The organism is Streptomyces sp. NBC_00670 (assembly GCF_036226765.1).
Taxonomy (GTDB): Bacteria; Actinomycetota; Actinomycetes; order Streptomycetales; family Streptomycetaceae; genus Streptomyces.
Genome location: NZ_CP109017.1, coordinates 612090 through 637456, shown reverse-complemented (window position 1 = coordinate 637456; position 25367 = coordinate 612090). Strand labels below are relative to the sequence as shown.

At 74.3% G+C, this 25367-nt stretch carries 23 protein-coding genes; 8 read left to right on the top strand and 15 right to left on the bottom strand.

The features are described from left to right. Window positions 1–173: 173 nt before the first annotated feature. The 8 genes from OIE12_RS02690 to OIE12_RS02655 all read right to left on the bottom strand — a co-directional run bounded on the left by OIE12_RS02690 (window position 174) and on the right by OIE12_RS02655 (window position 9221). Window positions 174–434, bottom strand: coding sequence for a WhiB family transcriptional regulator (locus OIE12_RS02690; protein WP_329131274.1), 261 nt, complete (start codon window positions 432–434; stop codon window positions 174–176). A 112-nt stretch (window positions 435–546) separates the two neighbouring features. Next, window positions 547–3228, bottom strand: coding sequence for a SpoIIE family protein phosphatase (locus OIE12_RS02685; protein ID WP_329131272.1), 2682 nt, complete (start codon window positions 3226–3228; stop codon window positions 547–549). Window positions 3229–3321: 93 nt separating this feature from the next. Next, entirely contained in the window at window positions 3322–4065 is a 744-nt protein-coding gene (locus OIE12_RS02680; protein ID WP_329131270.1) for a metallophosphoesterase family protein, read from the bottom strand. Next, the gene (locus OIE12_RS02675) at window positions 4062–4406 is read right to left on the bottom strand and encodes a BON domain-containing protein (protein ID WP_329131268.1); all 345 of its coding nucleotides are present in this window, start codon (window positions 4404–4406) and stop codon (window positions 4062–4064) included. Before OIE12_RS02675 ends, OIE12_RS02680 begins: the two co-directional genes overlap by 4 nt. Next, window positions 4406–5116: a nucleotidyltransferase family protein gene (locus tag OIE12_RS02670; protein WP_329131266.1), complete on the bottom strand. Its 711-nt coding sequence runs from the start codon at window positions 5114–5116 to the stop codon at window positions 4406–4408. The genes OIE12_RS02675 and OIE12_RS02670 overlap by 1 nt, the downstream gene beginning before the upstream one ends. Before the next feature lie 79 nt (window positions 5117–5195). Further along, window positions 5196–6290, bottom strand: coding sequence for a winged helix DNA-binding domain-containing protein (locus OIE12_RS02665; protein ID WP_329131264.1), 1095 nt, complete (start codon window positions 6288–6290; stop codon window positions 5196–5198). A 177-nt stretch (window positions 6291–6467) separates the two neighbouring features. Beyond that, entirely contained in the window at window positions 6468–8813 is a 2346-nt protein-coding gene (locus OIE12_RS02660) for an FUSC family protein (RefSeq protein WP_329131263.1), read from the bottom strand. A 66-nt stretch (window positions 8814–8879) separates the two neighbouring features. Beyond that, window positions 8880–9221, bottom strand: a complete 342-nt coding sequence (locus OIE12_RS02655; protein WP_329131261.1) for a hypothetical protein — start codon at window positions 9219–9221, stop codon at window positions 8880–8882. Between the two features lie 261 nt (window positions 9222–9482). Between OIE12_RS02655 and OIE12_RS02650 the strand changes: the two genes are divergently transcribed. After that, window positions 9483–11126 (top strand): catalase, encoded by a 1644-nt coding sequence (locus OIE12_RS02650; protein WP_329131260.1) that lies wholly within the window; start codon window positions 9483–9485, stop codon window positions 11124–11126. Window positions 11127–11278: 152 nt separating this feature from the next. On the opposite strand, the gene OIE12_RS02645 is transcribed toward OIE12_RS02650, so the two are convergent. Next, on the bottom strand, window positions 11279–12175 hold the full coding sequence (locus OIE12_RS02645) for a Gfo/Idh/MocA family protein (RefSeq protein ID WP_329131258.1): 897 nt from the start codon (window positions 12173–12175) through the stop codon (window positions 11279–11281). 309 nt (window positions 12176–12484) lie between these two features. On the opposite strand from OIE12_RS02645, the gene OIE12_RS02640 reads away from it, so the two are divergent. Beyond that, window positions 12485–13810, top strand: a complete 1326-nt coding sequence (locus tag OIE12_RS02640; RefSeq protein ID WP_329131256.1) for a PucR family transcriptional regulator — start codon at window positions 12485–12487, stop codon at window positions 13808–13810. A gap of 110 nt (window positions 13811–13920) precedes the next feature. Here the strand turns inward: OIE12_RS02640 and OIE12_RS02635 are convergent, their stop codons facing one another. Next, window positions 13921–14694 (bottom strand): NPP1 family protein, encoded by a 774-nt coding sequence (locus OIE12_RS02635; RefSeq protein ID WP_329131254.1) that lies wholly within the window; start codon window positions 14692–14694, stop codon window positions 13921–13923. A gap of 245 nt (window positions 14695–14939) precedes the next feature. Here OIE12_RS02635 and sthA point away from each other — a divergent pair, with 245 nt between their 5' ends. The 5 genes from sthA (at window position 14940) to tgmB (ending at window position 19593) form a co-directional block, all read left to right on the top strand. Next, window positions 14940–16328: a Si-specific NAD(P)(+) transhydrogenase gene (gene sthA / locus OIE12_RS02630; RefSeq protein WP_443054015.1), complete on the top strand. Its 1389-nt coding sequence runs from the start codon at window positions 14940–14942 to the stop codon at window positions 16326–16328. Window positions 16329–16407: 79 nt separating this feature from the next. Further along, on the top strand, window positions 16408–17427 hold the full coding sequence (locus OIE12_RS02625; protein WP_329131250.1) for a permease: 1020 nt from the start codon (window positions 16408–16410) through the stop codon (window positions 17425–17427). Further along, complete coding sequence (locus OIE12_RS02620; RefSeq protein ID WP_329131248.1) at window positions 17424–18161, top strand: TIGR03943 family putative permease subunit; 738 nt, start codon at window positions 17424–17426, stop codon at window positions 18159–18161. Before OIE12_RS02625 ends, OIE12_RS02620 begins: the two co-directional genes overlap by 4 nt. Before the next feature lie 229 nt (window positions 18162–18390). After that, window positions 18391–18582, top strand: a complete 192-nt coding sequence (tgmA, locus tag OIE12_RS02615; RefSeq protein ID WP_030381134.1) for a putative ATP-grasp-modified RiPP — start codon at window positions 18391–18393, stop codon at window positions 18580–18582. 15 nt (window positions 18583–18597) lie between these two features. Beyond that, on the top strand, window positions 18598–19593 hold the full coding sequence (tgmB, locus tag OIE12_RS02610) for an ATP-grasp ribosomal peptide maturase (RefSeq protein WP_329131245.1): 996 nt from the start codon (window positions 18598–18600) through the stop codon (window positions 19591–19593). 11 nt (window positions 19594–19604) lie between these two features. Here tgmB and OIE12_RS02605 read toward each other — a convergent pair whose 3' ends face one another. The 5 genes from OIE12_RS02605 to OIE12_RS02585 are packed head-to-tail and all read right to left on the bottom strand — an operon-like array spanning window position 19605 to window position 24576. Then, on the bottom strand, window positions 19605–20915 hold the full coding sequence (locus OIE12_RS02605) for an ABC transporter substrate-binding protein (protein WP_329131243.1): 1311 nt from the start codon (window positions 20913–20915) through the stop codon (window positions 19605–19607). Next, the gene (locus OIE12_RS02600; RefSeq protein ID WP_443053750.1) at window positions 20912–22069 is read right to left on the bottom strand and encodes a branched-chain amino acid ABC transporter permease; all 1158 of its coding nucleotides are present in this window, start codon (window positions 22067–22069) and stop codon (window positions 20912–20914) included. The genes OIE12_RS02605 and OIE12_RS02600 overlap by 4 nt, the downstream gene beginning before the upstream one ends. Then, entirely contained in the window at window positions 22062–22958 is an 897-nt protein-coding gene (locus OIE12_RS02595; RefSeq protein ID WP_329131241.1) for a branched-chain amino acid ABC transporter permease, read from the bottom strand. Before OIE12_RS02595 ends, OIE12_RS02600 begins: the two co-directional genes overlap by 8 nt. Further along, window positions 22955–23779 (bottom strand): ABC transporter ATP-binding protein, encoded by an 825-nt coding sequence (locus OIE12_RS02590; protein WP_443053749.1) that lies wholly within the window; start codon window positions 23777–23779, stop codon window positions 22955–22957. The genes OIE12_RS02595 and OIE12_RS02590 overlap by 4 nt, the downstream gene beginning before the upstream one ends. After that, window positions 23776–24576, bottom strand: coding sequence for an ABC transporter ATP-binding protein (locus OIE12_RS02585; RefSeq protein ID WP_329131239.1), 801 nt, complete (start codon window positions 24574–24576; stop codon window positions 23776–23778). The genes OIE12_RS02590 and OIE12_RS02585 overlap by 4 nt, the downstream gene beginning before the upstream one ends. Window positions 24577–24794: 218 nt before the next feature. Here OIE12_RS02585 and OIE12_RS02580 point away from each other — a divergent pair, with 218 nt between their 5' ends. After that, entirely contained in the window at window positions 24795–25280 is a 486-nt protein-coding gene (locus OIE12_RS02580; protein WP_329131236.1) for a DUF5709 domain-containing protein, read from the top strand. Window positions 25281–25367: the final 87 nt, after the last annotated feature.

Below are 25367 nucleotides of genomic sequence, written 5' to 3'. Positions count from 1 at the left end.
GTGGAAGGCATGCCGAACAGCCGGCTGATGTCAGCTCGGTGAGGCTCGACAGGGACCTTACTGTCGACAGTTATCGCGCCTCAAGGGGGGCGACAAGGGCAGTATTGGGGAATCTGGCGACACTATGCGGTTGTAGGAGCGTCCATACGGCTGTGGGGGCGGCCGCCGCGGTGTCAGCCGGTGCCGCCGCGCCGGCTCGCGGTGGCCCGGCGGCGCTTGAGGGCGCGGCGTTCCATCTCCGTCGTGCCGCCCCAGACACCGATGTTCTGGCCGGTCTCCAGCGCCCACTCCAGGCACGCGTCGCGGACCGGGCAGCCGCGGCACACCGACTTCGCCTCCTCGATCTGGAGCAGCGCGGGGCCGGTCGTGCCGACGGGGAAGAACAGGTCGGGATCCTCGGTGCGGCAGGCGGCGCGCTCTCGCCAGTTGTCCATGACTCTCTCCTGTGTGCGGACGGGACGGATCGTCGAGTCCGGGTGACCTGTCGGTGTACCGCCGAAACGGGCCGGGAGCGAAAAGGCGGTGAGGAAGTGGTGAGGAGCCGGTTCAGCCGCAGGACCGCAACCGGGTGAGCAACAGCGCGATGTCGTCGGGGCGGTCGGCGGCGCGCCGGGCCCGGTCGGTGAGCAGCCCGGCCACCCGGGGCAGCGAGGGCTGCTGCGGGGGAGTGCCGCGGCCGCCCGCCAGGGTCAGGGCCGTGCGCAGCGCGCCGATGCCCTCGTCGATGTCGTGCCCCGCCCGCTCGACCAGCCCGTCGGTGAACAGGGCGAGCACCGCCCCCGGTTCCAGGCGCAGTTCGGTCACCGGGTACTCCGCCTTCGGGGCCACGCCGAGCACCACCCCGCCCGGCAGGTCGAGGACGTCGGTACGGCCGTCGGGATGGCGCAGCAGCGGCTGCGGATGACCGGCGCGCGCGGCCCGGGCGATGCCGGTGAGCGGGTCGAGCCGGATGTAGCAGCAACTCGCGAACTGCCCCGGGTCCAGATCGATCAGCAGCCGGTTGGTGCTGCTCATCACCTCGCCCGGCGGATGGTCGCCGAGCGCGAACGCCCGTACCGCGCTGCGCAGTTGCCCCATCGTCGCGGCGGCCTGCACCCCGTGCCCCTGGACGTCCCCGATCACCAGCGCGAGCCCTTCACCCGCGTCGACCACGTCGTACCAGTCGCCGCCCACCTCCATGCCCTGGGTGCCGGGCAGATAGCAGCCCGCCGTCTCCACCCGGGGGTGCGTCGACAGCCGGTGCGGCAGCAGCGCCTCCTGGAGCCCGCGGGCCAGGGCCGCCTCGTTCTCGTAGCGCCGGGCCCGCTCCAGGGCCTGCGCGATCAGTCCGGCGAGCGCGGTGAGCACCGTGCGCTCCTCGTCGCTGAAGCCGCGCTCGCGGTCGAAGCCGAGGATGCAGGAGCCGACCGGGCGGCCGGAGGCGATCAGCGGCAGGAACGCGCGGGCGCCCTCGGTGGCGTCCAGCGGGATGCCCGGGTAGGCGGCGGCGAGCTTGTGCATCGACTCGAAGAACAGCGGGCGGCCGCCGGTGAGCGTCTCCACGCCCGGCAGCCTCGCGTCCAGGGCCACGCCCTCGAACGGGCGCAGGAACTTCGGCGGGAAGCCGTGCTCCCAGGCCAGGTACAGATGCCGGTCCTCGTGCAGGAGGTAGATCGCGAGCCGGCCGCCCCCGAAGGCGGGCAGCAGCTCCCGCATCACCACCTCCGAGACCTGCCGGGCGGTCAGCGCCTCGGTCAGGGCGATGGCCAGCACGATGGGCCGGTACACCGGGGCCGTGGAGACGACGGCCGGGGGGAGACCGGACGGAGCCGCCTCGGTGGTGGGCGCGTGCGTCGGCGTGACGGTGTCCGCCGGGGCCGGGGCGGGTGCGCCCTCGGTCGTCTCGGCGACCCGGCCCAGTGGCACCACGCGGCAGGTGACGACGTCCGGCCCGGGGTACAGCGACAGCGTCAGCCAGTCGCCGTCCGACCGGCCCCGTTCCGTACCGGCGCCGGAGGCGGCGTCCGGCCGGGGGCGGCTGACCTGGAAGTGCACCGGCTCGACGGAGAGCAGCGAGGCCCGGATGTGGTCCTCGTACACCGGACGGTCCAGCCAGGGCACGGCCTCCCACAGCTGCCGGCCGAGCAGCAGCTCCCGCCGCTGCCCGAGGAGTTCGGCGGCCCGGGGGTTGACGTAGGTGAGCAGCCCGAGCCGGTCGAAGGCGAACACCCCGTCGGGCAGCAGATCGGCCGCGCCGTCCGCCGCCGCGCCCGGCTCCGGATCGATGACCAGACCACCGATCCGAGGGGCGGCCGGGGACGCCCCGTGCGGGCGTCCGGGCGAGGGCTCGTCCGCGGACGGCCGTCCGGGCGAAGGCTCGTCCGCGGACGGCCGCCCGTGCACCGGTTCGTGAAGGGCCGGGCTCGCGTGCGCCGGCTCGTGCGGCTGGAGTTCCAGGAGCCGCCGTGCGCCCTCGGCGGAGCGTACCCGCAGCAGCCCCGGCGGTGCCGGGCCGTCGGCCGCCTCGCGCAGTGCGGCCAGCACCAGGTGCGCGTCGTCCGGCGCCAGCGCCTCGGCGAGCGCCTCCGCGGACCGTACGCCGCCGTCCGCGCCCAGGCCCGCCAGCGCCCGCAGCGTGGCGTCCACGGTGACCTCGCCGCCCGCCGGGTCCCAGGTGAAGCGGCCGACCCGGCCCCCGGGCGTGCCGCCGCCGACCGCGGGCGGGCGCACGCACCGGGGCTCGCCGTCCCACGCCACCCGCACCCCGTCCCGCTCCAGCCCGCCGAGCGCGGCACCCAGCGCGTCCGCGATCGGGGCGAGCCGGTCCCGGGCGGGCATCGCCTCGGTGAGGTGGGATGCGCTCGGCCGCAGCACGGTCAGCACGCCGTAGGTCCGGGCGCCGTCGGTCACCGGCACGTACAGCGAGCCGAACCGGAACGGCAGCCCGGCCGCGAGCTGCGGATAGCGCCGCATCGTCTCCGTGGGGTCGGCGAGCACCACCGGAACCCGGGTGCGGAAGGCGTCCGCGGCGGGAAACGGACGGTCCACGGTCAGCCGCCACCAGGGCCGGAACAGCGGGCCCGGCAGTCCGGCGAGCACCGAGAGCCGCAGCTCCCCGGGTCTGCCGGAGCACAGATAGACCCCGCCGGCGAAGCCGGTGACCGCGCGCAGCGCGTCCGCGACGGCGCCGGTCAGCACCGCGCCCGGCGGTCCGGGCGCCGGGCCCTCGCGCTCGGCGCTCCCATGCATCGGTCTTCCTCGTCGGCTGGGTGACACAGCAAGGATGCGCCGCCCCGCCCCGTCCGCGCATCCCCGGAACGGCGGACGGGGCCGGCCCCGGCGTCAGACGGCGACGCCCGCCCCCTCCGTGTGCAGCTGGTACACGTTGAACGCCCGGCGGATCACCGGCTGCGCCACGTTGCGCACCCGGACGCCGCCCGCCGTCATACCGTGCTCGGTCCCCAGGTGCGCGTGACCGTGGACCGCCAGATCGGCGCCGGCCGTGTCGATCGCCTCCGCCAGCAGATAGCTGCCGAGGAACGGATGGATCTCCGCGGGCTCCCCGGCCAGCGTGTCGGCGACGGGGGAGTAGTGCGTGAGCGCCACCCGTACGTCGCAGCCCCGGCCGGCCAGCTCCTTCAGCGCCGCGCACAGCGAGTCGGCGCTGCGCCGGGTGGCCCGTACGAACTCCTTCATCAGCGGCTCGCCGAACTCCCCGGCGCTGCGGCCGACGAACCCGCCGCCGAACCCCTTGGTACCGGCCACACCGACCCGCGAGCCCGCGCACTCGACGACCGTCGACTCGCCCTCCAGCACCCGCACCCCGGCCTCGCGCAGGATCTCGGTGACCTTCTCGGGCTGCTCGTCGTGGTGGTCGTGGTTGCCGAGCACCGCGACCACCGGCACGGGCAGGTCCCGCACTTCGCGGGCCACCACCCGCATCTCCTCGGGCGTGCCGTGCCGGGTCAGGTCCCCGGCGAGCAGCAGCAGATCGGCACAGTCGGGCAGGGTCTCGAACGCGGGCCGGAGCAGGCCCTGGCTGTCGGACCCCATGTGGATGTCGCCGACGGCGGCGAGGCGGATCACGACAGTTCCTCCGCATGGTCGGGGGCGGCGTTCTCGGCCACCACGACGTCGCAGCGCACCTCGAGCCCCGCCAGTTCGTCACGGACGGTCCGCAGCAGCGTGTCCCGGCAGTGCGTGGACGGGACGGTGCCGGTGACCAGCACGGAACCCGAGCGCACCTCCGCCCGTACGCCCAGCTCGCCGAGCTCCTCCTCGGCGAGCCGGTCGCGCAGATGGGCGACGCGGTACTCGACGTTGTCCCCGGCGGAGGAGGAGGTGGGGGCGGGGCCCGTGCCGGACGTCCTGCCCGCGCCGTGCGCCGGGTTGAGGGGATCTTCAGGCCAATGGCTCGGCTGGCTCATCACTGCTCCCGAGAGGGTTCGTCGTGCGGCGGGGCGATGACCTCCAGGCGTTCCAGGAGGAAGAAGAACGCCGCGGGCATGGGCTGCGCACCGCAGTCCCGGCGCAGCAGCTCCCAGTCGACCCGCTCACGCAGGATGCGGGCGATCGGCAGCACCGCGCCGAAGTCGCAGTGGTGTTCGGAGAAGGAGGCCAGCAGTCCGCGCAGCAGATCGGTGGGGGAGAGCACCGGCATCCGCACCGAGTCCACCGACAGCTCCTGCGCCCGCTCCAGCAGCTCCGTGTCGACCGGGCGGTGCGCCAGCTCGAAGATCAGGTCGACCTGCTGCCCCAGGCAGCCCGCCTTCAGCAGCCAGTCCTCCGGCGGGGTGAAGACGGTCAGCCCGGCCGCGCGCAGCGTGCCGGCGACCGCGTCGGCGTCCTCCGGGCGGATGCAGAAGTCGACGTCGTGCTGGAGGTTGCCGGTGCCCCCGTGGGCGTACACCGCCACGCTGCCGGCCAGGGCGAACGGGTGGCCCTCGCGCTTGAGGATCGCGCCGACCTGCTTGGCCGCCTCCAGGATCGCCTGGTTGCGGTCGACGGGCAGGTTTCTTTCCTGGTCGTCCCGTGCGTCCATGTCCTCACCCCGGGCGGTGGAACCCCCCGTGGCCAGCCGGAGCCCGGGAACGCCGGCGCGGTCCTCGACAGCGGCGTCGTCGGCGTGCGGCGTCATGTGCTGCCCCCTTTTCCGAGAAGTCCTTTGCAGGTACCCGGCGGCCGGGGATCGACACGGGGGCGCCCGCCGGGGCGCGTCACCCGGCCGGGACGTCGTCCATCGCCGCGTCCAGGAAGGCGGCCAGCTCCCGGCCCTCGGCGGTGACGGCCTCCCGCTCCGGCGCGGTGAGCGGGCGCAGCGGACGCACGTCCAGCCGCTCCTCGCGCACCGTCCAGGTGGCGGCGACCCGCCCGTCGACGAGGACCGCGCGGTGCCCCGCCACGGACAGCCCGAGGTGGGCGTCGTCGACGATCCGGCCGCGGTCCTGGTAGCCGAGGATCGCGTTGTCGAACGCGGGCAGGAACCGTACGGGGGCGGGCGTGTCCGGGTCCGGGCGCGGGGCGCCCGGCAGGTCGAGGAGCTCCCGGCCGCGCGCGTCGCGGAAGGAGACCAGCTCCTCGCGCACGGCCTTGACCGCGGCGGGCAGCCCCGCCAGCCCGCACCAGGCGCGCAGATCGGCGGTCGCTGCGGGCCCGTAGGCGGCGAGATAGCGGCGGACCAGCCGCTGCCCGACGGGGTCGCCGGCTGCGTCGGGCAGCGGCTCGACGTCCCGGCCCAGCCACGCCGCCAGCGGCAGGTTCCGTACGCCCGCCCTGGCCCGCCACAGACCGCGCGGCGGGAGCTGCGCCATCGGCACCAGGGCCGCGATCAGCAGCTCACCGAGCGCCCGGCGCGGCCGGCCGGGCCAGCGGTCCTCGACGCCCGCCACGAGCTCGGCCATGGTGCGCGCCCGCCCGTCGGCCATCACGGCACGGCCGGCCGCCGCCAGCTCGTCCAGGTCGACACCGGCCAGCTCCCGCCGGTACGCGCCCTGCGCCCGCTGGCGCAGCATGGCGTCGTGGCGGGAGCGCCAGGCCAGCGCGTCGTCGGCGGTCACCAGGTGCACGGTGCGGCGCATGAGGTGCGTGCGCACCACCGTGCGGCCGGTCAGCGCGGCGTCCAGTTCCGCGGGGTCGAAGCGGGCCAGCCGGGACCACAGGCCGATGAACGGCTCCTGCGGCTCCTGCGCCTGCAGCCCGCACAGGTGCGCGACCGTGTCGGCGACGCCGGCGTCGGCGCGGTCCAGCAGGCGCTGGCGGGCGAGGGTCGCGCGGTTGAGGGCGCGTATGTCCAGGACGGTGGCGGTGGTCATCAAGGTCTCCGGTCGTGGGCCCCGCGTGCGGGGCCGTCGTGGTGCGGCGACGTCCAGGACATCGTCCGCACCCCTTCTCGAAGGTGACCGGGGCCCGTGCGGCCCCGGCGGCTCGACAGGAACCCTCGCATCGGTGGCGGACAGGTGGTGTCCTCTATGATCCTCCGCGCCGGAGGATCAGCGGCGTGCCCCGCGCTCCGCCGTCGTCGGGCCCGGCACGCCCAGGGGGCGGGCCAGCCCCAGCACCCCCTCGTCCAACCGCTGCAGGTGCCGCAGCACCCGGTGCGTGACGCTGCCCGGGCGTGGTGCCCGGGTCTCGCCCGGGTCCAGCAGGGACGCCAGGCTCGGCCCGGACTCCATCTCCCTCGGCGCACCGCCGCCGCCCTCACCGCCCACCGCCCGCTCGTCCCGCACCTGCGCGAGCAGCACGTCGATGTTGTGCGAGATCCGCCGCCCCGCCAGCTTCAGCCGGGGATCCGCCGCGATCGTGCGGCTGAACGGCACCAGCTCCGCCGTCGCCGCCAGCGACCGCGCGTGGTACGCGCACGTCTCCAGCAGCGCCACCAGATAGCGGGCCGTCTGCCGCCGTCCGCGCAGCGGGGTGATCGGATGCGTCAGCGGCTTCGTCGAGGCGCGCAGGTCGTCCAGCGCCTTGTCGAGATCGCGCGCCTGGTCCAACAGGTCCACCGCGGGGCCGCCGCTGAGCTGCTCGACGGCCGCCTCGCTGACGTCGGCCAGCCGCACCAGCACCGTCGCGAGCAGCTCGTCCGTACGCCGGTCGGTCTGCACCGGCAGCACCAGCGCCGCCGCGACGATCCCGCACACCGCGCCCAGCACCGTCTCCTCGATGCGCAGCACCAGCACCGACAGGCTGTAGGTGTGCAGCAGCGTGTACAGCAGGCCCAGCATCGCGGTCACGAAGAACGACATCAGCGCGTACGACAGCGGCGCGGTGTAGAACATCGCGAAGATGAACAGCAGCACCAGGGCGAACGCGGTCCACGTGTGGTTGCCGACCAGCCCCGCGAGCCCCGCCCCGGCGACCACCCCGCACACCGTGCCCAGCACCCGCCGGTAGCCCTTGACCAGGATCTCGCCCGTGGACGCGGTGTTGAGGAAGACGACCCAGCAGGTCAGCACCGCCCAGTACCAGCGCTGGCTGGAGAGGAACTCGCCGCCCGCGATGGCCAGCGCCGAGCCCACCGCCACCTGGACGGCGGCCCGCGTGGTGGGCCGCTTCAGCCCCCGCGCCTCTTCCTCCTCGTCCTCCGCCTCGCGCTCGGCACCGGCGATGGCCGCGTCCTCGGCGTCCAGTTCCTCCCGGGAGCGGGTGGTCGCGGCGGTGTCGTCGGACTCGTCCTGCGGCCCGTCCAGCGCCAGCCGCAGACCGAGCACGGCCTTGGCGGCCTCGCCGATCCCCCGGAAGACGTCCTGCACGGCGGGCGGACCGGCGGGCACGTTGTCCTCGTCGCGGTAGCCGAGCAGCCGGTTGCGCACATGCGCCACGGAACTGTGCCGGTCCGCCGCGACCGGCCGGGCCATCAGCAGTCGCAGCGCCCGCAGGTCCCGGCGCAGGGTCTGCGTGACGTCGCCCCGGGCCGGCAGCCGGTTGCCGGGCGCGGGCGCCGGGGCGTTCGGCAGGTGCAGGGCGAGCGTGTCGGCCCGCTCGGCGCTGCGCGCGCTGAGCAGCAGCACGCCGAGCCGCTCGGCGGCGATTTCCGCCTCGGCGATGCGCCGCTGCACCAGCGCGGCCGTGGCCTGGTCGTCGGTGCCCTGCTCCAGCCGCCCCTGGACGAGCATCGCGCTCTCGTGCAGCCGGGCGGTGTGCCGCCGTACGTCGTCCAGGGCGGCGTCCAGCTCGTCGGGCGCCGCGTCGAGCAGGTCCAGCTGGGCCGCGATCAGCTGGGCGAGCCGCGCCCGGAAGGCCCCGCGCAGCCGCCGCAGCACCTGCTCGGGCGTGTCCCGTACGACGCCGAACCGCACCACCGCGCTGCACGCGAACGCCGTGGCCACCGCCGCGTACAGCGAGGGCAGGGCCGTCGGCGTGGCCCCGACGAACAGGGAGACGAAGTACAGCTGGAAGCCGATCAGCCCCAGCGCCGTGCCCCGGTCCCCGAACCGGCGGCTGTAGACCGCCGCGAAGATCAGCAGCAGGAAGAACAGGTCCCCGGCGACGACGTATCTCTGCAGCAGCGAGGCCAGGGTGACCGCGGCGAGCGCCACGGGCAGACCGAGCGCCAGGGTGATCGCCTGCGGCCGGCGCTCCTTCTCGCGGATCGCGAACGTGGACACCATGGCGGCCATCGCCCCGCCCACGAGATGCGGGACCGTGGCGCCGAACGAGGCGAGGACGGCGAGGGTGAGCCCGATCGAGCCCACCGTCCGCAGCCCGGCCATCAGCCGCAGCAGCCCCGGGTCGGACGCCGAGAGCCGATCCAGGACCCGGCTCCAGACGGGTCGTGCCGCATCCCTCACGCCGCCGTACTTCCTCCCGTTGCCGACCAAGATCCGCACGTCAAGCATGTCATGCCGGTCGCGGTCGGCGTAGTGGCGGGGCGGCCCGGACTCAGCTCGGGGCCGGGCGGGCGGTCACCGCTCCCGGTCGCCGCTCCCGCCGGGCTCCGGCTCGCCGCCGGCCACGGTGTCCGCGGCGTCCGACGGGTCGAGCCCCTCCTCGGGGTCCGGGCTCGTGCCGCTGCTGCCGCCGGGCTGCCCACCGCCGGTGGAGCCGTAGCCGCCGGGCGCACCGGGGACGCTGTCCGCGTCGGCCTCCTCCCGGCTGATGTGCCGGGTCGCCCGGACGTTGGCGCGCCGCTCGGGGTACGGATAACTGAACGGACGTGCCGCCGCACGCTCCTCATCGGCGGCCTCCGCGGAACGGGCGGCGGCGTCGGGATCGGAATCGGAACCGGGGTCACGTTGGTTGGTCATGCGCCCGCGAGTACCCGGGGGGTGGTGGCACATGCGGGACTTCGTCCCTATCAGGGGCGCGGGGAACTGCGCGATCTTTCAGCGGGGTCCGGGGGCGCAGCCCCCGGGGGTCGGGACGGGAAGGGGCGGCGGGGGCGAAACAACCAATCGCGACGTGCCGCATACGGACGCACTGCACGTGCCGCCTCGCGCGCGCGGCGCGATGGTGGACGGGGCGGCAGCCCCGAGCCCACTCCCCGCCGACCGAAGGAGCCGCCGCGCATGCCGGACCGCAAGGACCGCAAGGACCGCAAGGTACTCACCAACCGCCAGGGCCACCCCGTCCACGACAACCAGAACCAGCGCACGGTGGGCGCCCGCGGCCCCGCGACGCTCGAGAACTACCAGTTCCTGGAGAAGATCAGCCACTTCGACCGCGAACGCATCCCCGAGCGCGTCGTCCACGCCCGCGGCGTCACCGCGTACGGCTACTTCGAGGCGTACGGCGCCTGGGGCGACGAACCCATCGCCCGCCACACCCGCGCCAAACTCTTCCAGGAGCGCGGCAAACGCACCGACGTCGCCGTCCGCTTCTCCACCGTCATCGGCGGCCGGGACTCCTCCGAGACCGCCCGCGACCCCCGCGGCTTCGCCGTGAAGTTCTACACCGAGGACGGAAACTGGGACCTCGTCGGCAACAACCTCGGCGTCTTCTTCATCCGTGACGCCATCAAGTTCCCCGACGTCATCCACGCCCTCAAGCCGGACCCGGTGACCTTCGAGCAGCAGCCCCGCCGCATCTTCGACTTCATGTCGCAGACCCCGGAGACCATGCACATGCTGGTCAACGTGTTCAGTCCGCGCGGCATCCCCGCCGACTACCGCCACATGCAGGGCTTCGGCGTCAACACGTACAAGTGGGTCAACGACGAGGGCCGCACCGTCCTGGTCAAGTACCACTGGCTGCCCAAGCAGGACGTCCGCAGCATGACCGCCGAGGACGCCGCCGCCGTACAGGCCGAGTCCCTCGGCCACGCCACCAAGGACCTGTACGACGCGATCGCGCGCGGCGACTTCCCGGAGTGGGAACTGCACGTCCAGATGATGGACGACCACGACCACCCGGAGCTGGACTTCGACCCGCTGGACGACACCAAGACCTGGCCCGAGCAGGAGTTCCCGCCCCGGCCGGTGGGCCGGATGGTGCTGGACCGGATGCCGGAGAACTTCTTCGCGGAGAACGAGCAGATCTCCTTCGGCACCGGTGTCCTCGTGGACGGCCTGGACTTCTCCGACGACAAGATGCTCGTCGGGCGGACCTTCTCCTACAGCGACACCCAGCGCTACCGGGTCGGCCCCAACTACCTCCAGCTCCCCGTCAACCAGGCGAAGAACGCGGAGGTGCGCACCAACCAGCGCGACGGGCAGATGGCGTACCACGTGGACGGCGGCGGGGAGGATCCGATCATCAACTACGAGCCCTCCCTCATGGGCGGCCTGCGCGAGGACGAGTACCCGGCCCACGACGAGCAGGGCCCCGAGATCCGCGGCCGGCTCACCCGCAAGCGGATCCCGCGCGCCAACGACTACCTCCAGGCGGGCCAGCGGTACCTGCTGATGGAGGAGTGGGAGCGCGACGACCTGGTGAAGAACTTCATCGGCCAGCTCTCCCAGTGCGACCGCCCGGTCCAGGAACGCATGGTCTGGCACTTCCTCCTGGTCGAGAACGACCTCGGCCTCCGCGTCGGCGAGGCCCTGGGCATCACCCCCGACGACGTCAGCGCCCTCACCCCCCTCCCCGGCCAGGACCTCACGGACGAGGACCGGCAACGCCTGGCCAACCTGGGCAAGAACCCACCCCGGGACGTACAGGGCCTCACGATGACCCACTGCGTCCCGAACACCCGCGACGAAGCGTCACGCTGAGCGCCCCGTCAGGGGCGCGGGGAACTGCGCGAGAAGCCCCCACCCACCCGCACCCGACAACGCACCCCCCCCGGGGTCCAAGGGGCGGAGCCCCTTGAAGGGAAGGGAAGGGAAGGGTAGGGGCGGCGGGGGCGAGAAAACTTCCCCGAGGTTCACCCCCGCGCCCCCAACACTCCCTCCACCTCCGCCAGCACCTCCGTCACCCGCACCCCGAACCCCACATCACACGCACCCGCACCCCCACCGACCACCCCCGAGCCCACCGCACCCACCAACGCGTCGACCGCCCGCCCGAACGCCCCCACCGCCCCCTCCGAAGCCGCGGGCAACCCCACCACCCCCGCCTCCCCCCGCAACTCCACCGAGACCCCCGCCGCAGCCACCGGCGCCGTCAGACTCAGCGTCACCGCACTCGACGCGCCCCCCACATGCCGCAACACCGCATGCACCGTGTCCCCGGCCCCCCGCCCCGCCGCCTCCACCCGCTCGACATCCCCCAGCACCGGCATCAGCACGGACAACGCATGCGGCCCCACGTCCCACAACGCCCCCTTCTCCCGCCGCCACGGCGAGGCGGCATACGGACTGTCCCCGGTGAACACCGCCCCGAGCCACTCCGCCCGCGCCGTGAACCACCCACCCCGCGCGGCCTGCTCGGCGATCCACGCCTCGGTCGCCGACTGGAAGCGGGTGGTGAAGAACACCACCGACGCCACCCCCGCCGCGCGCACCGCCTCCGCGACCGCCCGCGCCTCGGCCACGGTGGTCGCGACGGGCTTGTCCAGCAGCAGATGCCGCCCGGCCCGCGCGGCCCGGACCGCGAGTTCCGCCTGCACGGACGGGGGCAGGGCGACGGCCACCGCGTCCACGTCCGCGAGGAGCGCGTCGACGTCGTCGTACGCGCGCGCGCCGTGCGGGGCGGCCAGCTCCGCGGCCGCCTCGGGGCGCCGGCCCCACACCCCGGTGAACTCCACCTCCGGGTGCGCCGCGAGCGCGGGCGCGTGCGCCGCGCGCGCCCAGGGTCCCGTGCCGAGCAGTCCGATCCGCATACGTGCCGCCGCCTTCCCTCGTGCCGACGGGCGTCCCTCGCCGAGGCCACGCCCACGTTCCGAGAGGGTGCCACGCGAAGCGCCCACCACACACCCCGCCCCACACCACACGACTGTGCGCACGCACAGTCCGCCGCTCCGCGGACGGGGCACGGGCACAGGGCGCGGCCCGGCGGCCCCGTCGAGCCGCAGCCGCCCCCACCCGCACCCGTACGGAAATGGCCCCTGCACACCCCTGGGGACCGACCGGACGGTATGTCATTCTTCGGGGCAGGACTGCCCGTCAGCCCGGCCCGGGGGAGGACCGTCATGCAGGACGCACTGCCGCACGCACTGCCGCACGCACTGCCGCACGCCCTGCCGTACGCACGGCCACGCGGGGCGGCGCGCCCGCAGCCGCCGGCCGGACCGGCCGCGCGGGGGCCGCGCGTGCGCTCGCTCATCGACGCCGACGCCCTCGGCGTCCTGCACCGGGCCGCCCGGACCCTCCTGGACGACCTGCCCGACCTCACCGACCGGCTGCTCGTCGCGCTGCGCGAGCAGGAGACCGCGTACCGGGCCGCCCTGGAGCGCGACCCCACCGGCATCCGGCAGGAGGCGCACCGCTCGCTGCGGCACAGCGTCGCCTCCCTGCTCGACCCGCGCGGCACCCGCGAGGCCGCCCGGCGCTGCACCTGGCGGATCGGCGCCGTCCGCGCGGAGCAGGGGCTGCCGCTCGACGCGCTGCTGCACGCCTTCCGGCTCGGCGGCTCCCTGGTCTGGCAGGCCCTCGTGGACGAGACCTCCCGCACCGCGCCCGAGGACACCCGGCTGCTCATCCACGTCGCCGCCGACGTGTGGAACTTCGTCGACGAGCACTGCACGCTCGTCGCCGAGGCGTACCGGCAGACCGAGCGGGAGCTGCTGTGGCGGCGCGAGAACCGGCAGCGGGTGCTGGCCGCCGCGCTGCTCGACGGCGTCTGCCGCATCGCCGACCTGCCCGAGACCGCGCGGGCGCTCGGCCTGCCGGAGGACGGGCGGTACGTCGTCGTCGCCGTGACCGGCGGAATCCGCCCCGGGGCGGGGGAAGTCGGCACCGTTCGTGCCGCGGTCGTGCCCGCCGGGGCCGACGTGCACTGGCACGCCGGTGCGGAGGCGGACCACGGCATCGTCCTCCTGCCGGACGGTGACCCGGACGCACTGCCGCGGCCGGGTGCGGAACTGCTCGCGGGGGCGCGGGTCGGAATCAGCGCGGTGGTCGACGGGCTGGCCGCGGTGGGGGACGCGCGGGCGCAGGCCGGCACCGCGCTCGGGATCTGCCCGGCGGGTGGTGGGTGGGTGCGGCTGGACGAGCATCTGCCGGAGGCACTGCTGCTGGCCAGTCCGGAGCTGGGGGTGGCGTTGGTGGAGCGGGTGCTCGGGAGGTTGCTGGAGGTGGAGCCGGGGGAGCGGGAGGTGTTGCTGGCGACGCTGTGGGCGTGGTTCGAATGCGGGGGGTCCGCGCGGGGGGTGGGAGAGCGGTTGTTCTGTCACCGGAACACGGTGCTGAACCGGTTGCGGAGGTGTGAGCGGTTGACGGGGCGGGTGCTGGGGCGTCCCGCCGATGCGGCGGAACTCAACCTGGCCCTGACGGCCCACCGCCTGCGCCCCACGTAGTCCTTTCGCCCCCGCCGCCCCCGGGGACGATGGGGGTTCCCCCTGCTCGAACGAAGTTGAGAGCTTGGGGGAGGGTGGGGGCGGCGGGGGCGAGGAAGGCCGCCCGGCCCTCAGGCGCTCGGGTCGAAGGGGACGCCTGCCGGGAGGGCCTTCTCCAGGTGGGGGACGAAGTTGCCGTCCTTCAGGCCGAAGTTCGCGCTGCCGAAGTCCGCCGCACTCAGCTTCTCCCGCAACCCCGCCGGATAACCGTCCCACCCCACCAGCGCCGGATACTGCCACACATGCTCATGGTTCTCCGGCGGCTCGTCGTTCGCCGTCGCCGGCCGGAAGCAGTGCGTCCCGATCCCGTCCTTGTGGTACACCACCTTCGGATGCGTCCCCTCCCACCGCATCTGATCGGCCGCGTAGATGTCGAAGTCCCCGTGCGCCGACGTCGCCACGTACTTCGCCTCACCCCCCTGCACCCACACCACCACGTGCTCCCAGTCGTGCCGGTGCCCCCCGAGCGAGATCCCCGGCAGCGCCTGGTCCTTCTCGAAGTAGCTCCCGTACAGAATCGCGCACCACCCGTTGTCGCACTTCTCCCGGGAGTACCCGTTGGTGTTCTCCAGGTCGGAGGCGTCCCGGCAGTTCCCGTTCAGCGCCCCGGTCGGCTTCAGACCGGGATTGAGCGTGCCGTCCGGCCCGATCGCGGGCGTGGCGTAGCAGCCGTCGGTGTCGTAGTCGTAGGCCGGCTGGAAGGTCCGCTCCAGCGTGTCCGCGTGGGCGGGCAGCGCGGCCGGCGGGGCGGCGAACGCGACGCCGGACGCCGCCACGACCAGCGTGACGGCGGCGCCGAGGGTGAGGAATGCTCTGCGGATCCGGATGCGCGAGCGGGTCTTCACGTCTCCTCCTGGGAGCCGGGCGCACGGCAGGGGCCATGGGCACACGACTTGGGTACGCGGCACGGACATGCGGCACGGATTGACATGCCCAAGTCACCCTCCCGGTACGCGCGGAACGGGAAGCGGAACGTGAACGGGGCGCGGACGACGCCCCGGTGAAGCCTCGGCGAACCCGGCGGCAGCCGGACACCCCCTTCCGGCGGCGGGCCCCGGCTGACAGACTTCCGAGGGTGTTCGACTTCGACATGATCGTCATCGGATCCGGCCCCGGCGGCCAGAAGGCCGCCATCGCCGCGGCCAAACTGGGCCGCACGGTCGCCGTGATCGACCGCCCCGACCGGCTCGGCGGGGTCTCCCTGCACACCGGCACCATCCCCTCCAAGACCCTGCGCGAGGCCGTCCTCTACCTCACCGGCCTCACCCAGCGCGATCTGTACGGCCAGAGCTACCGGCTCAAGGAGAACATCACCGTCGCCGACCTCACCGCCCGCACCGAGCACGTCGTGGGCCGCGAAGTCGACGTCATCCGCAGCCAGTTGTCCCGCAACCACGTCTCCCTGCTGGCCGGCACCGCCCGGTTCGAGGACGAGCACACCGTCGCCCTGGAGGAGCCCGACGGCGACGGACGGATGCTCACCGCCGAGCACATCGTCATCGCCACCGGCACCCGCCCGGCCCGCCCCGCGAGCGTCGAGTTCGACGGGAGGACGATCCTGGACTCCGACAACGTGCTGCATCTGGAGCGGGTGCCGCGGTCCATGGTCATCGTGGGTGCGGGCGTGATCGGCATGGAGTACGCCTCCATGTTCGCCGCGCTCGGCAGCAAGGTCACCGTCGTCGAACAGCGTCCCGGCATGCTGGACTTCTGCGACGCGGAGGTCGTGGAGTCGCTCAAGTACCACCTGCGGGACCTCGCGGTCACCTTCCGCTTCGGGGAGACCGTGAGCGCGGTCGAGCGCCACACGGGCGGCACGCTCACGGTGCTGGCGAGCGGCAAGAAGATCCCCGCCGACGCGGTGATGTACTCCGCCGGGCGGCAGGGGCTGACCGACGGACTGGCTCTGGACAAGGCGGGGTTGACAGCCGACAGGCGCGGCCGGATCACCGTCGACGAGCACTACCGCACCTCGGTGCCGCACATCTACGCCGTCGGGGACGTCATCGGCTTCCCCGCGCTCGCGGCGACCTCCATGGAGCAGGGCCGGGCGGCGGCGTACCACGCCTGCGGGGAGCCGGTGCACCCGATGCACGACCTCCAGCCCATCGGCATCTACACCATCCCCGAGATCAGCTTCATCGGGCGCACCGAGGCCCAGCTCACCGAGGACTGCGTGCCGTTCGAGGTGGGCATGTCCCGCTACCGGGAGCTGGCCCGGGGGCAGATCATCGGTGACTCGCACGGCATGCTCAAGCTGCTCGTCTCCCCGCAGGACCGCAAGCTGCTCGGGGTGCACTGCTTCGGCACCGGCGCCACCGAACTCATCCACATCGGGCAGACGGTGATGGGCTGCGGCGGCACGGTGGACTATCTCGTCGACGCCGTCTTCAACTACCCGACGCTCGCCGAGTCGTACAAGGTGGCCGCGCTGGACGCCACCAACCGGATCCGGCAGATCGACCGCCTGCAGGGCTGAGCGGCGGCGGCCCCGGCGACGTAAGGGAGGGTGCGGGCAGGCCGCCCGCACCCCGCCCGCCGCCGGAGGTACCGCGTCCGTGACGACCCTCGACCCCGCCGCCCCGCCCGGGACCCGGCGGCGCGACCCGCAACCGCCGCCGGAGAGCCGGGGCCCGCGGCTCGACTCCTCCCTCGGCCTGGCGCTGCTGCTGTTGCCGGCGGTCGTCCTCCAGGGCCCGATCCGGCGGGCGCTGGGCGCGCCGGTGATGCAGAGCTGGATGACCGTGTTCGTGGCGGTGGTGGTCCAGGCGCTGCCCTTCCTCGTCCTCGGGGTGCTGCTGTCGGCCGCGCTCGCGGTGTTCGTGCCGCCGTCGTTCTTCGCCCGCGCGCTGCCGTCCCGGCCGGCCCTCGCGGTGCCGGTGGCCGGAATGGCGGGGGCGGTGCTGCCCGGTTGCGAGTGCGCCTCCGTGCCGGTGGCCGGGGCGCTGGTGCGGCGCGGGGTGGCGCCGTCGGCGGCGCTGGCGTTCCTGCTGTCGGCGCCGGCCGTCAACCCGATCGTGCTGACCGCCACCGCGGTCGCCTTCCCCGGCCACCCGGAGATGGTGGCCGCCAGGTTCGGGGCGAGTCTGCTGGTGGCGTGCGCGATGGGCTGGCTGTGGCAGCGGCTGGGCCGCGCGGACTGGCTGCGCCCGCCCCGTCCGCCGGCCGGTGACCGGAGCAGGGGCGAAGCGTTCTGGGACTCGGTACGGCACGACGTGGTGCACGCCGGCGGGTTCCTGGTGCTGGGCGCGACGGCCGCCGCGACCCTGAAGGCGGTGGTGCCGGCCGGGTGGCTGGAGGGCGCGGCCGGTGAGCCCGCGGCGGCGGTGCTCGCGCTCGCCGTGCTGGCGGTGCTGCTGTCGATCTGCTCGGAGGCGGACGCCTTCGTGGCCGCCTCGCTGTCCCAGTTCTCGCTCACCGCGCGGCTGGTGTTCCTGGTCGTCGGGCCGATGATCGACCTGAAGCTGTTCGCCATGCAGGCGGGCACGTTCGGCCGCGGGTTCGCGCTGCGCTTCGCGCCGGCGACGTTCGTCCTGGCCGTGGTGGTGCCGGCGGCGGTGGGGACGGTGCTCTGGTGAACCGGCACGCACAGGCGGTCGTCCTGTTCCTGACCGGCACGGCCCTGCTGCACGCCGGGCTGACGGACCTGTATCTGCGGTACGTCAAGGCCGGGCTGCGGCCGCTGCTGCTCGCGGCCGGTGCCGTCCTGATCGTCACCGCGGCGGCCACCGCCTGGTACGACCTGCGGCGGGCCCGGGCCGCCCGCCGGGACCGCGCGGAGCAGCGGGAGGCGGGACACGTCCACCGCGAGCCGTGGGTCTCCTGGCTGCTGGTGCTGCCGCTGCTCGCGCTGATCCTTCTCGCCCCGCCCGCCCTCGGCTCCTACAGCGCGATGCGCACCGGTACGGCCCTGCAGGCGCCGTTCGGTTATCCCCCGCTGCCCGCCGGGAACCCGGTCCCGCTGGACCTCGTCGACTACGCGGGCCGGGCGGCGTACGGGCACGGCCGCGGCCTGGGCGACCGGAAGGTCCGGATCACCGGATTCGTCGCACTCGACGGCGCCGGACGGCCGTATCTGGTGCGGATGGCGCTGAGTTGCTGCGCCGCCGACGCCCAGCCGGTGAAGGTCGGACTGACCGGGCGGGTGCCCCCCGTGCTCCAGCCCGACAGCTGGCTGACGGTGGTCGGCACCTACACGCCGGAGCACGCCGAGGATCCCGTCAACGGCCGGAGAATCCCCTATCTGGACGTGAGCCTCGCCACAGTCGTGCCGGTGCCGCACGATCCGTACGACGAGAGCTGGAACACCTGAGAAGGGGTCCACAACGCGTTCCGCCCACGTCCCGAGCGTGCCCCGGGCGTCCCTCGGACGCGCTCGCGTCGGGCCCCGCCCTAACTGCCCCACTGGTCACGGAGCGTGAGGCAACCATTCACTCGTTCGATTCGTATATCCACGTGGAAGCGGCGCCGACCCCCGGTCACGGGGGGCGTCCGGAGCACCACCGACCGCTTCCGCGAGGATCACCGAGCGAGGAGAAACGATGCAGCTGTTCGCCCTCAACTATGCCGTCCCTGTGAAGGAGTTCGAGGTCAGCGCTCCGTACACCTACGACTCCGCACTGCAGTTGAACGTGTTGGCCAACGGCCGGATCGCCGCCCACGACGCCGCGCTGATGCGCGAACTGGGGGCGACGACCTCGACCGCCGGGTCCAAGACCCACTTCGACGACTGAACACGGGGCGCGACGATGACGGTGCTGATCCTCACCGGCGAGGAGGACGTGACGGCGGATCTGGTGGTGGCCGAACTCCATGCCGCGGGTGCTCCGGTGGTCCGGCTCGATCCGGCCGATCTGCCGGGGACGGTGGCCCTCTCGGGCGAGTACGTGCACGGCGGTTTCCGCGCGCATCTCTCCGTCGGCGGGCGGCTGGTGAGCATGGACGGGCTGAGATCGGTCTGGGTGCGCAGACCGGGGACGCCCGGGGCCCGGTCCGGCTGGCCGTCCGACTGGCTGAGCGAGGAGTCCGGGCAGGCCCTGTACGGCATGCTGCGCAGCGCCGACGTCCGCTGGATGAACCATCCGGACGCGGCCCGCCGCGCCCGGTACAAGCCCTGGCAGTTGCGGCTGGCCCAGCGCGGCGGACTGCCGGTGCCGGCCACGCTGATCACCACGTTCCCGCAGGCCGCCCGTGACTTCGCCACGCGCTACCCGGACCTGGTGGTCAAGCCGGTCTCGGGCACGCATCCCCAGCACCCGCCCCGCGCGGTGCCCACCAGCAGGGTCGCCCCGGGCACGGACTTCGCGGCGGTCGCCCACGGGCCGACGCTGCTGCAGCGGCGCGTCGCCAAGCGCGCCGACATCCGGCTGACCGCCGTCGGCGACCGGATACTCGCCGCCCGCAAGGAGGTTCCCCCCGACGCCGACCCGGACGAGGTCGACGTCCGCTTCGCCCGCTCCGACACGCCGTGGAAGCCGGTGGAGACCCCGCCGAGGGTCGCCGGGGCCGTGCACGCCTATCTGCGCGAGGCGGAACTCGCCTACGGCGCCTTCGACTTCGCCGAGGACGCCGACGGCATCTGGTGGTTCCTGGAGTGCAACCAGTCCGGCCAGTTCGGCTTCGTCGAGGCGGAGACGGGGCAGCCGGTCGCCCGTACGGTGGCCCGGTGGCTGGCCTGCCAGGACGGCACCGGCCCGGAGGACGGGGGCGGCGGCCGCTCCGCCGCCCCGCGCCCCGCTCGGTGACCGGACGTCACTCAGTGACGGGAGGACAGATACGCCTCCACGCCGGGCGCCTCGTGCGCGTCCTCCTCGTTCACCAGACCGCCCACCGCGTCCGCGTCCGGCTCGAGCACATACGTCTGCAGGCTCGCGGGGCGCGTCTCGTCGGAGAAGTCCTGCGGGGTGCCGAGCCCGGTGTCGAGGTGCTTCTGCGTGTGGTGCGCCGCCACCACGTCCGCCCGGTCCAGACTGCCCGCCTCGCACGCCTTCTTCAGGTCCGCGCCCAGAAGCTGGGCGGCGTTGTAGCCGGAGAGCACGCCCGAGTCGACGACGGACCCCGGGTACTTCTTCCCGTACGCCTTCACCATGCGCTCGACCCCGGGGATGTCCGCGCTGACGGCGGGGGCCGCGCTGACGACGTGCAGCATGCCCTCCAGCGCCTTCGCGGCGGGGGTCTTGAGGAGCTGGGGCGCGAAGCCGGGGGCGCTGCTGACGATCGGCACCTTCAGGCCGCGGGCGGCGGCGACCCCCGCGAGCGAGGCGGTCTGGGCCGGGCCCGCGCTGATCAGCACGGCCTTGACGCCCTCCTTGCGCAGGGCGGTGACCTGGGCGGACAGATCGGTGTCGGTGGCCTTGATCTTCTGCCCGACCACCTTCATCCCGGCCCGCTTCGCCGCCCAGGTGGAGCCCTCCAGGGCGTTGGCGCCGTAGTCGCCCTCGAAGTAGACGTGGCCGATCGTGTCGCCCTTGCCGAGCTTCTTGGTGCGGGTGAGGTAGTCGACGGCGGCGAGCATGTCGACGTCGTAGGTGGTGCCGAAGACCTGGACGGCGTCGTTGCCGAGCAGGGCGGCCGACCAGGCCTGCGGGAAGGTGAGCATGTGGTCGCGCTGGAGGTCGTCGAGCAGGGCGGCGACCACCGGGGAGCCGACCACCTGCGGCAGCGCGACGACGGAGGAGGAGAGGTCGGCGTAGGCGCTGACGGCCTTCTGGACGTCGTAGCCGTGGTCCTTGACGGTGATGCGGACCTTGCGGCCGCAGATGCCGCCGTCGGCGTTGGTCTCGTCCGCCCACAACTGCTGGGCCTGCACGATGCTCTTGCCGAGGGTGGCGTACGGGCCGGACAGGTCGGTGAGGGCGCCGAGCCGGATGACGGTGTCGCTGACGCCGGGTCCGGTGCGGACGCCGTCGGCGCCGTCACCGTCCCCGCCCGACGAACCGGCCGACTTCGAGCTGCACGCGGTGCCGGCCAGCAGGACGGCCGCCAGCGCGGCCGCGAGGGCGAGCCGGCGGCTGCGCCGCGGGGTGTGCGGGGCGCGCCGGGTGCGCGGGGTGTACGGGGCGTTCACGAGGTGGGCTCCTTGGTTCGGGCGGCGGAGGTCGGCGGACGGGGGACCGGCGGGCCGGTGTCCGCGCGGGTGCGGCGGGACCGGAGCCGGGCGGTGGCACGGCGCAGCCGGGCGACGGGCCCGTGCGGGCCCTCGGGGGCGTACAGCAGGACGAGGACGACGGCGGCGCCGTAGAGATAGCGGGAGGCCTCGGTGGGGCCGACGGCTCCCTCCGTGGCGCCGGGGGTGGCGACGAACGGGATGTGGTCGGCGTACCGGGCCATCAGCAGTGGCAGCGCGGTCACGAAGCAGGCCCCGGCGGTGGCGCCCGCCACCGAGCCGAGGCCGCCGATGACGATCATGGCGAGGTAGTCGACGGAGAGCGCGAGCCCGAAGTAGTCGGGCACGACCCGGCGGAACGCGAGCGCGAGCAGTACCCCGGCGAGGCCCGCGTACATCGAGGAGACGACGAAGGCCGCCGAGCGGTGCCGGGCAACGGCCACCCCGAGTACCGCCGCCGCCCGCTCGCTGTCGCGCAGCGCCACCAGCGCCCGGCCCGGGCGGCCGCGCAGCAGGTTCCGCGCGCTCCACCAGGTGCCGGCGAACAGCGCGAGCCCCAGGTACCACAGCCGCTCCTCCGCGCCGAACGGCACGCCGAGGACGACGAGTTCGGGGTCGTAGGCGGTGAACGCGAACCCGCCGACGGCCATCGGCGGCACCGAGCGGCCGTTGAAGCCGCCGGTGACGGTGTCGGCGGCGAGCAGCAGATGGTGGCCGAGGAAGACCAGCGCGAGGGTGGCGACGCCGAGGTAGATCCCGCGCACCCGCCCCGCCACGGGGCTGAACAGCAGCCCGGCGAGCCCGGCGAGCAGGACGGCGAGGACGAGGGCGAGCAGCGGCGGCAGCCCGGGCCCGGGTTCGCCGGCCAGCCAGACGTAGCCGTAGGCGCCGACGGCGAGGAAGAAGGCGTGCCCCAGGGACAGTTGACCGGCGGTGCCGGTGAGCAGGGACAGTCCGACGGCGCCGATGGCGGCCGCCATGCAGAACAGTCCGGTGCGCAGCCAGAAGGCGTCCAGGTAGAAGGGGAGCGCGCAGAGCAACAGGGGCGCGGCGACGAGGAGGACGGTGCGGGACGGGAGCGGACGGCGGCCCCGCGGTGCGGAGGGCTCAGACACGGGCGGCCCCCTTCCCGCCGAACAGCCCGGTGGGCCGTATCAGGAGGACGACGACCATCACCGCGTACGGCGCCACGTCGGCGAACCCCTCGCCGAGGACGTGCAGTTGGCTCTGGTAACCGGCGACGAGGGCCTCGGTCAGCCCGATCAGGGCGCTGCCGGCGAGGGCGCCGCCCGGGGAGGCCATGCCGCCGAGGACCGCGGCCGGGAACGCCGTCAGCGCGATCTGCCCGGTGGTGCGCTCCAGGCCGGGTGCCGGGAAGGCGGCGAGGAAGACGGCGGCGAGCGCGGCGAGCGCGCCGGCCAGGCACCAGGCGAGGGTACGGACGCGGGCGAGCCGGATGCCCATGAGGGCGGCCGCCTCGGTGTCCTCGGCCGCCGCGCGCAGCGAGAGGCCCCAGGGGGTGAAGCGGAACAGGGCGAACACCGCGCCGATGACGAGCGCCGACACCGCGAGGGCGGCGAGCCGGCTGTCGGCGACGGTGACCGGTCCGAGGGTGGTGACGGCGTCGCCCCAGGGGTCGCCGAGGGAGAGCAGATCGCCGCCGATGCGCCGGGTCAGCTCGGTGGCCAGCAGGATGTCGACGCCGAGGGTGGCGATGGTGCGCACATGGGCGGTGTGCGGATCGGCGCCCTCCTGGCGCGGCAGCAGCCGGTCGACGGCGCCGGCCGCCAGGGCGGTCGCGAGGACGGCGACCGCGAGGGCGCCGGCGAAGCCGAGGGAGGTGTGGAGCACGGCGGTGAGATAGCCGCCGAGCAGCAGCAGCGAGCCGTGGGCGAAGTTGAGGACTCCGGAGGCCTTGAAGACGATGACGAAGCCGAGGGCGACCAGGGCGTGGACGGCACCGAGGGCGAGTCCGCCGAGCGCGATGTCGAGCAGTTCGGTCATGCCGCCTCCTCCCCCGCGCCGCCGAGGTAGGCGCGGAGCACCTCGGGGTGGCGGCGGACCTCGTCGGGGGTGCCGTGGGCGAGGGGCCGGCCGAAGTCGAGGACGGTGACCTCGTCGGCGAGCCGCATCACCAGGCCCATGTCGTGCTCGACGAGCAGGACGGACAGGCCCAGCGCGGCCCGGACCGCGGCGACGACGTCGGCGGTGCGGGCTCGTTCGGCGGGGTTCATGCCGGCCACGGGTTCGTCGAGGAGCAGTACGCGGGGCTCCAGGCAGAGGGCGCGGGCGAGTTCGACGCGTTTGCGGTCGCCGTAGGAGAGGTGGGCGACAGGGGCGTCGAAGTGCGGCCCCAGGCCCACGAGTTCGGCGAGTTCCCGGGCCCGTTCCCGGTGCGCGCGCTCCTCGCGCCGGGCGGCGGGCAGCCGCAGCGCGGTGGCGGTGTACCCGGTGCGGGTCAGCGCGTGCCGGCCGAGCATGAGGTTGTCGGCGACGGTGGTCCCGGTGGTGACGAGGTTCTGGAACGTACGCGCCAGACCGAGCGCGGCGATCCGGTGCGGGGCGAGCCGGGTGAGTTCCGTGTCGCCGAGCAGCACCCGCCCGGCGGCCGGCCGGCACAGTCCCGACAGGACGTTGAAGCAGGTCGACTTCCCGGCCCCGTTGGGCCCGATCAGCGCGTGCACGGTACCCGGCGCGACGGTGAGGGAGACCCCGTCGAGCGCGGTCAGCCCGGCGAACCGCACGGTGACGTCGCTCAGGCGGAGCGGCGGGGGCGGGCCGGGAATCCGGGTGGCCGCCGGCCGGCCGCGGTGCTGGACGCTCACGCGGCCCCCTGCCCGCCGGCCGCGGCGCCGGGGGTTGTGTCCGCCGGCTCCCCCAGGTAGAGGCGGCGTACGGCGTCGGTGCGGGCCAGCTCGTCGGCGGAGCCGGAGAGGCGGACCTCGCCCACCTCCAGGACGTACGCGTGGTCGGCGAGGGCCAGCGCCATGCCGACGTTCTGCTCGACCAGCAGCACGGCGGTGCCCTGGTCGTGGATGGTGCGCAGGACCTCGGCGATGCGTTCCACCATCCGGGGGGCGAGGCCGAGCGAGGGTTCGTCGAGCAGCAGCAGACGGGGGCGGGCCATCAGGGCGCGGCCGATGGCGAGCATCTGCTGCTCGCCGCCGGAGAGGAGGCCGGCGGCCTGTCCGCCGCGTTCGGCCAGCCGGGGGAAGAGGGTGAGGACGCGGTCGCGGGTGGCGCGGGTCGCGGTGGTGCTTCGGCGGCCGAGGGCGCCGGCGCGGAGGTTCTCGTCCACGGTGAGCCCGGCGAACACCCGCCGCCCTTCGGGTACCTGGACGACTCCGGCGCGGACGGCGGCGACCGGGTCGCGGCCGTCGAGCACGGTCTCGCCGTAGCGGATGCGGCCGCTGGTGAGGGCGCCGCGGTGGTGGCGGAGCGTGCCGGAGACCGCGCGCAGCAGGGTCGTCTTGCCGGCGCCGTTGGCGCCGAGGAGGGCGACGATGCCGTGCGGCGGGACGGTCAGGGTGACCGCCCGCAGGGCGGAGACGGTGCGGCCGTAGGTGACGTCCAGGTTCTCGATGTGCAGCGCGGGTGCGGATGACGGGGGTGGTGCGGGCATCGCGGCTCCTCGGGTGGGGAGCGTTCACGACAGCACGGGTGGAGTGGGGTGGACAGGGCGGTGCGGGGGGTCTGGGCGGGGGCCCAGGAGGTGGGGGGCGGGGTTGGGCGTGGGCCCAGGGGGCGGGGGGCGAGGAAGAGCCTGGTCCGCGCCCGGAGGGTTACCGTTCCCGATCACGGAAACACGGGTCACAACGCACCCCGGGAGAGGAGGCCCCGATGACCGCCGACCGTATGGGAGACGACGTCTACCAGCCCACCGGCAGCAATGAGGAGCAGGAGGACGCCAGCCCCCTGGACATGGAGGACGCCGTCGGCGAGCGCACGTACGACGACACGCTCGACGAGGGCTACTCACCCCCCGAGAAACCCCTCGGCGTCACCAAGACCGGCACGACCGCCGAGGAACAGCGCGAGGGCGAGACGCTCGACGAGCGCCTCTCCCAGGAGGTCCCCGACGTGACACCCCCGCCCGGCGACGGCATCGGCGACACCGCCGACACCGACGGCGAACCCGTCGACCCCGAGGCGGGCGACACCCGCTCCGGCCGCCTCGTCGCCCCCGACCAGGGCGCCCACACGGACACCACCAAGGAACTCGTCGCCGAGGACGAGGGCATCGACGGCGGCGCCGCCGGCGCCGAGGAGGCGGCGATGCACACGATCGAGGACGACACCGCCCTCCCGGAGGACCGGCAGGACTGACGGGGCCGACAGGGGCGGCAGGGCTGACCAGCGGGTATCACACACGGTGACGGACGCGGCACGTGCGGGTGACACGAACGCGCGCCT

Bases quoted from the DNA above. Each gene is read 5' to 3' on its own strand.
- OIE12_RS02580 (WP_329131236.1), top strand. From the start codon at position 24,795: ATGACCGCCGACCGTATGGGAGACGACGTCTACCAGCCCACCGGCAGC.
- tgmA (WP_030381134.1), top strand. From the start codon at position 18,391: ATGCAGCTGTTCGCCCTCAACTATGCCGTCCCTGTGAAGGAGTTCGAG.
- OIE12_RS02660 (WP_329131263.1), bottom strand. From the start codon at position 8,813: ATGCTTGACGTGCGGATCTTGGTCGGCAACGGGAGGAAGTACGGCGGC.
- OIE12_RS02645 (WP_329131258.1), bottom strand. From the start codon at position 12,175: ATGCGGATCGGACTGCTCGGCACGGGACCCTGGGCGCGCGCGGCGCAC.
- OIE12_RS02670 (WP_329131266.1), bottom strand. From the start codon at position 5,116: ATGACGCCGCACGCCGACGACGCCGCTGTCGAGGACCGCGCCGGCGTT.
- OIE12_RS02585 (WP_329131239.1), bottom strand. From the start codon at position 24,576: ATGCCCGCACCACCCCCGTCATCCGCACCCGCGCTGCACATCGAGAAC.
- OIE12_RS02685 (WP_329131272.1), bottom strand. From the start codon at position 3,228: ATGCATGGGAGCGCCGAGCGCGAGGGCCCGGCGCCCGGACCGCCGGGC.
- OIE12_RS02675 (WP_329131268.1), bottom strand. From the start codon at position 4,406: ATGAGCCAGCCGAGCCATTGGCCTGAAGATCCCCTCAACCCGGCGCAC.
- OIE12_RS02640 (WP_329131256.1), top strand. From the start codon at position 12,485: ATGCAGGACGCACTGCCGCACGCACTGCCGCACGCACTGCCGCACGCC.
- OIE12_RS02595 (WP_329131241.1), bottom strand. From the start codon at position 22,958: ATGACCGAACTGCTCGACATCGCGCTCGGCGGACTCGCCCTCGGTGCC.
- OIE12_RS02655 (WP_329131261.1), bottom strand. From the start codon at position 9,221: ATGACCAACCAACGTGACCCCGGTTCCGATTCCGATCCCGACGCCGCC.
- tgmB (WP_329131245.1), top strand. From the start codon at position 18,598: ATGACGGTGCTGATCCTCACCGGCGAGGAGGACGTGACGGCGGATCTG.
- OIE12_RS02665 (WP_329131264.1), bottom strand. From the start codon at position 6,290: ATGACCACCGCCACCGTCCTGGACATACGCGCCCTCAACCGCGCGACC.
- OIE12_RS02690 (WP_329131274.1), bottom strand. From the start codon at position 434: ATGGACAACTGGCGAGAGCGCGCCGCCTGCCGCACCGAGGATCCCGAC.
- OIE12_RS02650 (WP_329131260.1), top strand. From the start codon at position 9,483: ATGCCGGACCGCAAGGACCGCAAGGACCGCAAGGTACTCACCAACCGC.
- sthA (WP_443054015.1), top strand. From the start codon at position 14,940: ATGATCGTCATCGGATCCGGCCCCGGCGGCCAGAAGGCCGCCATCGCC.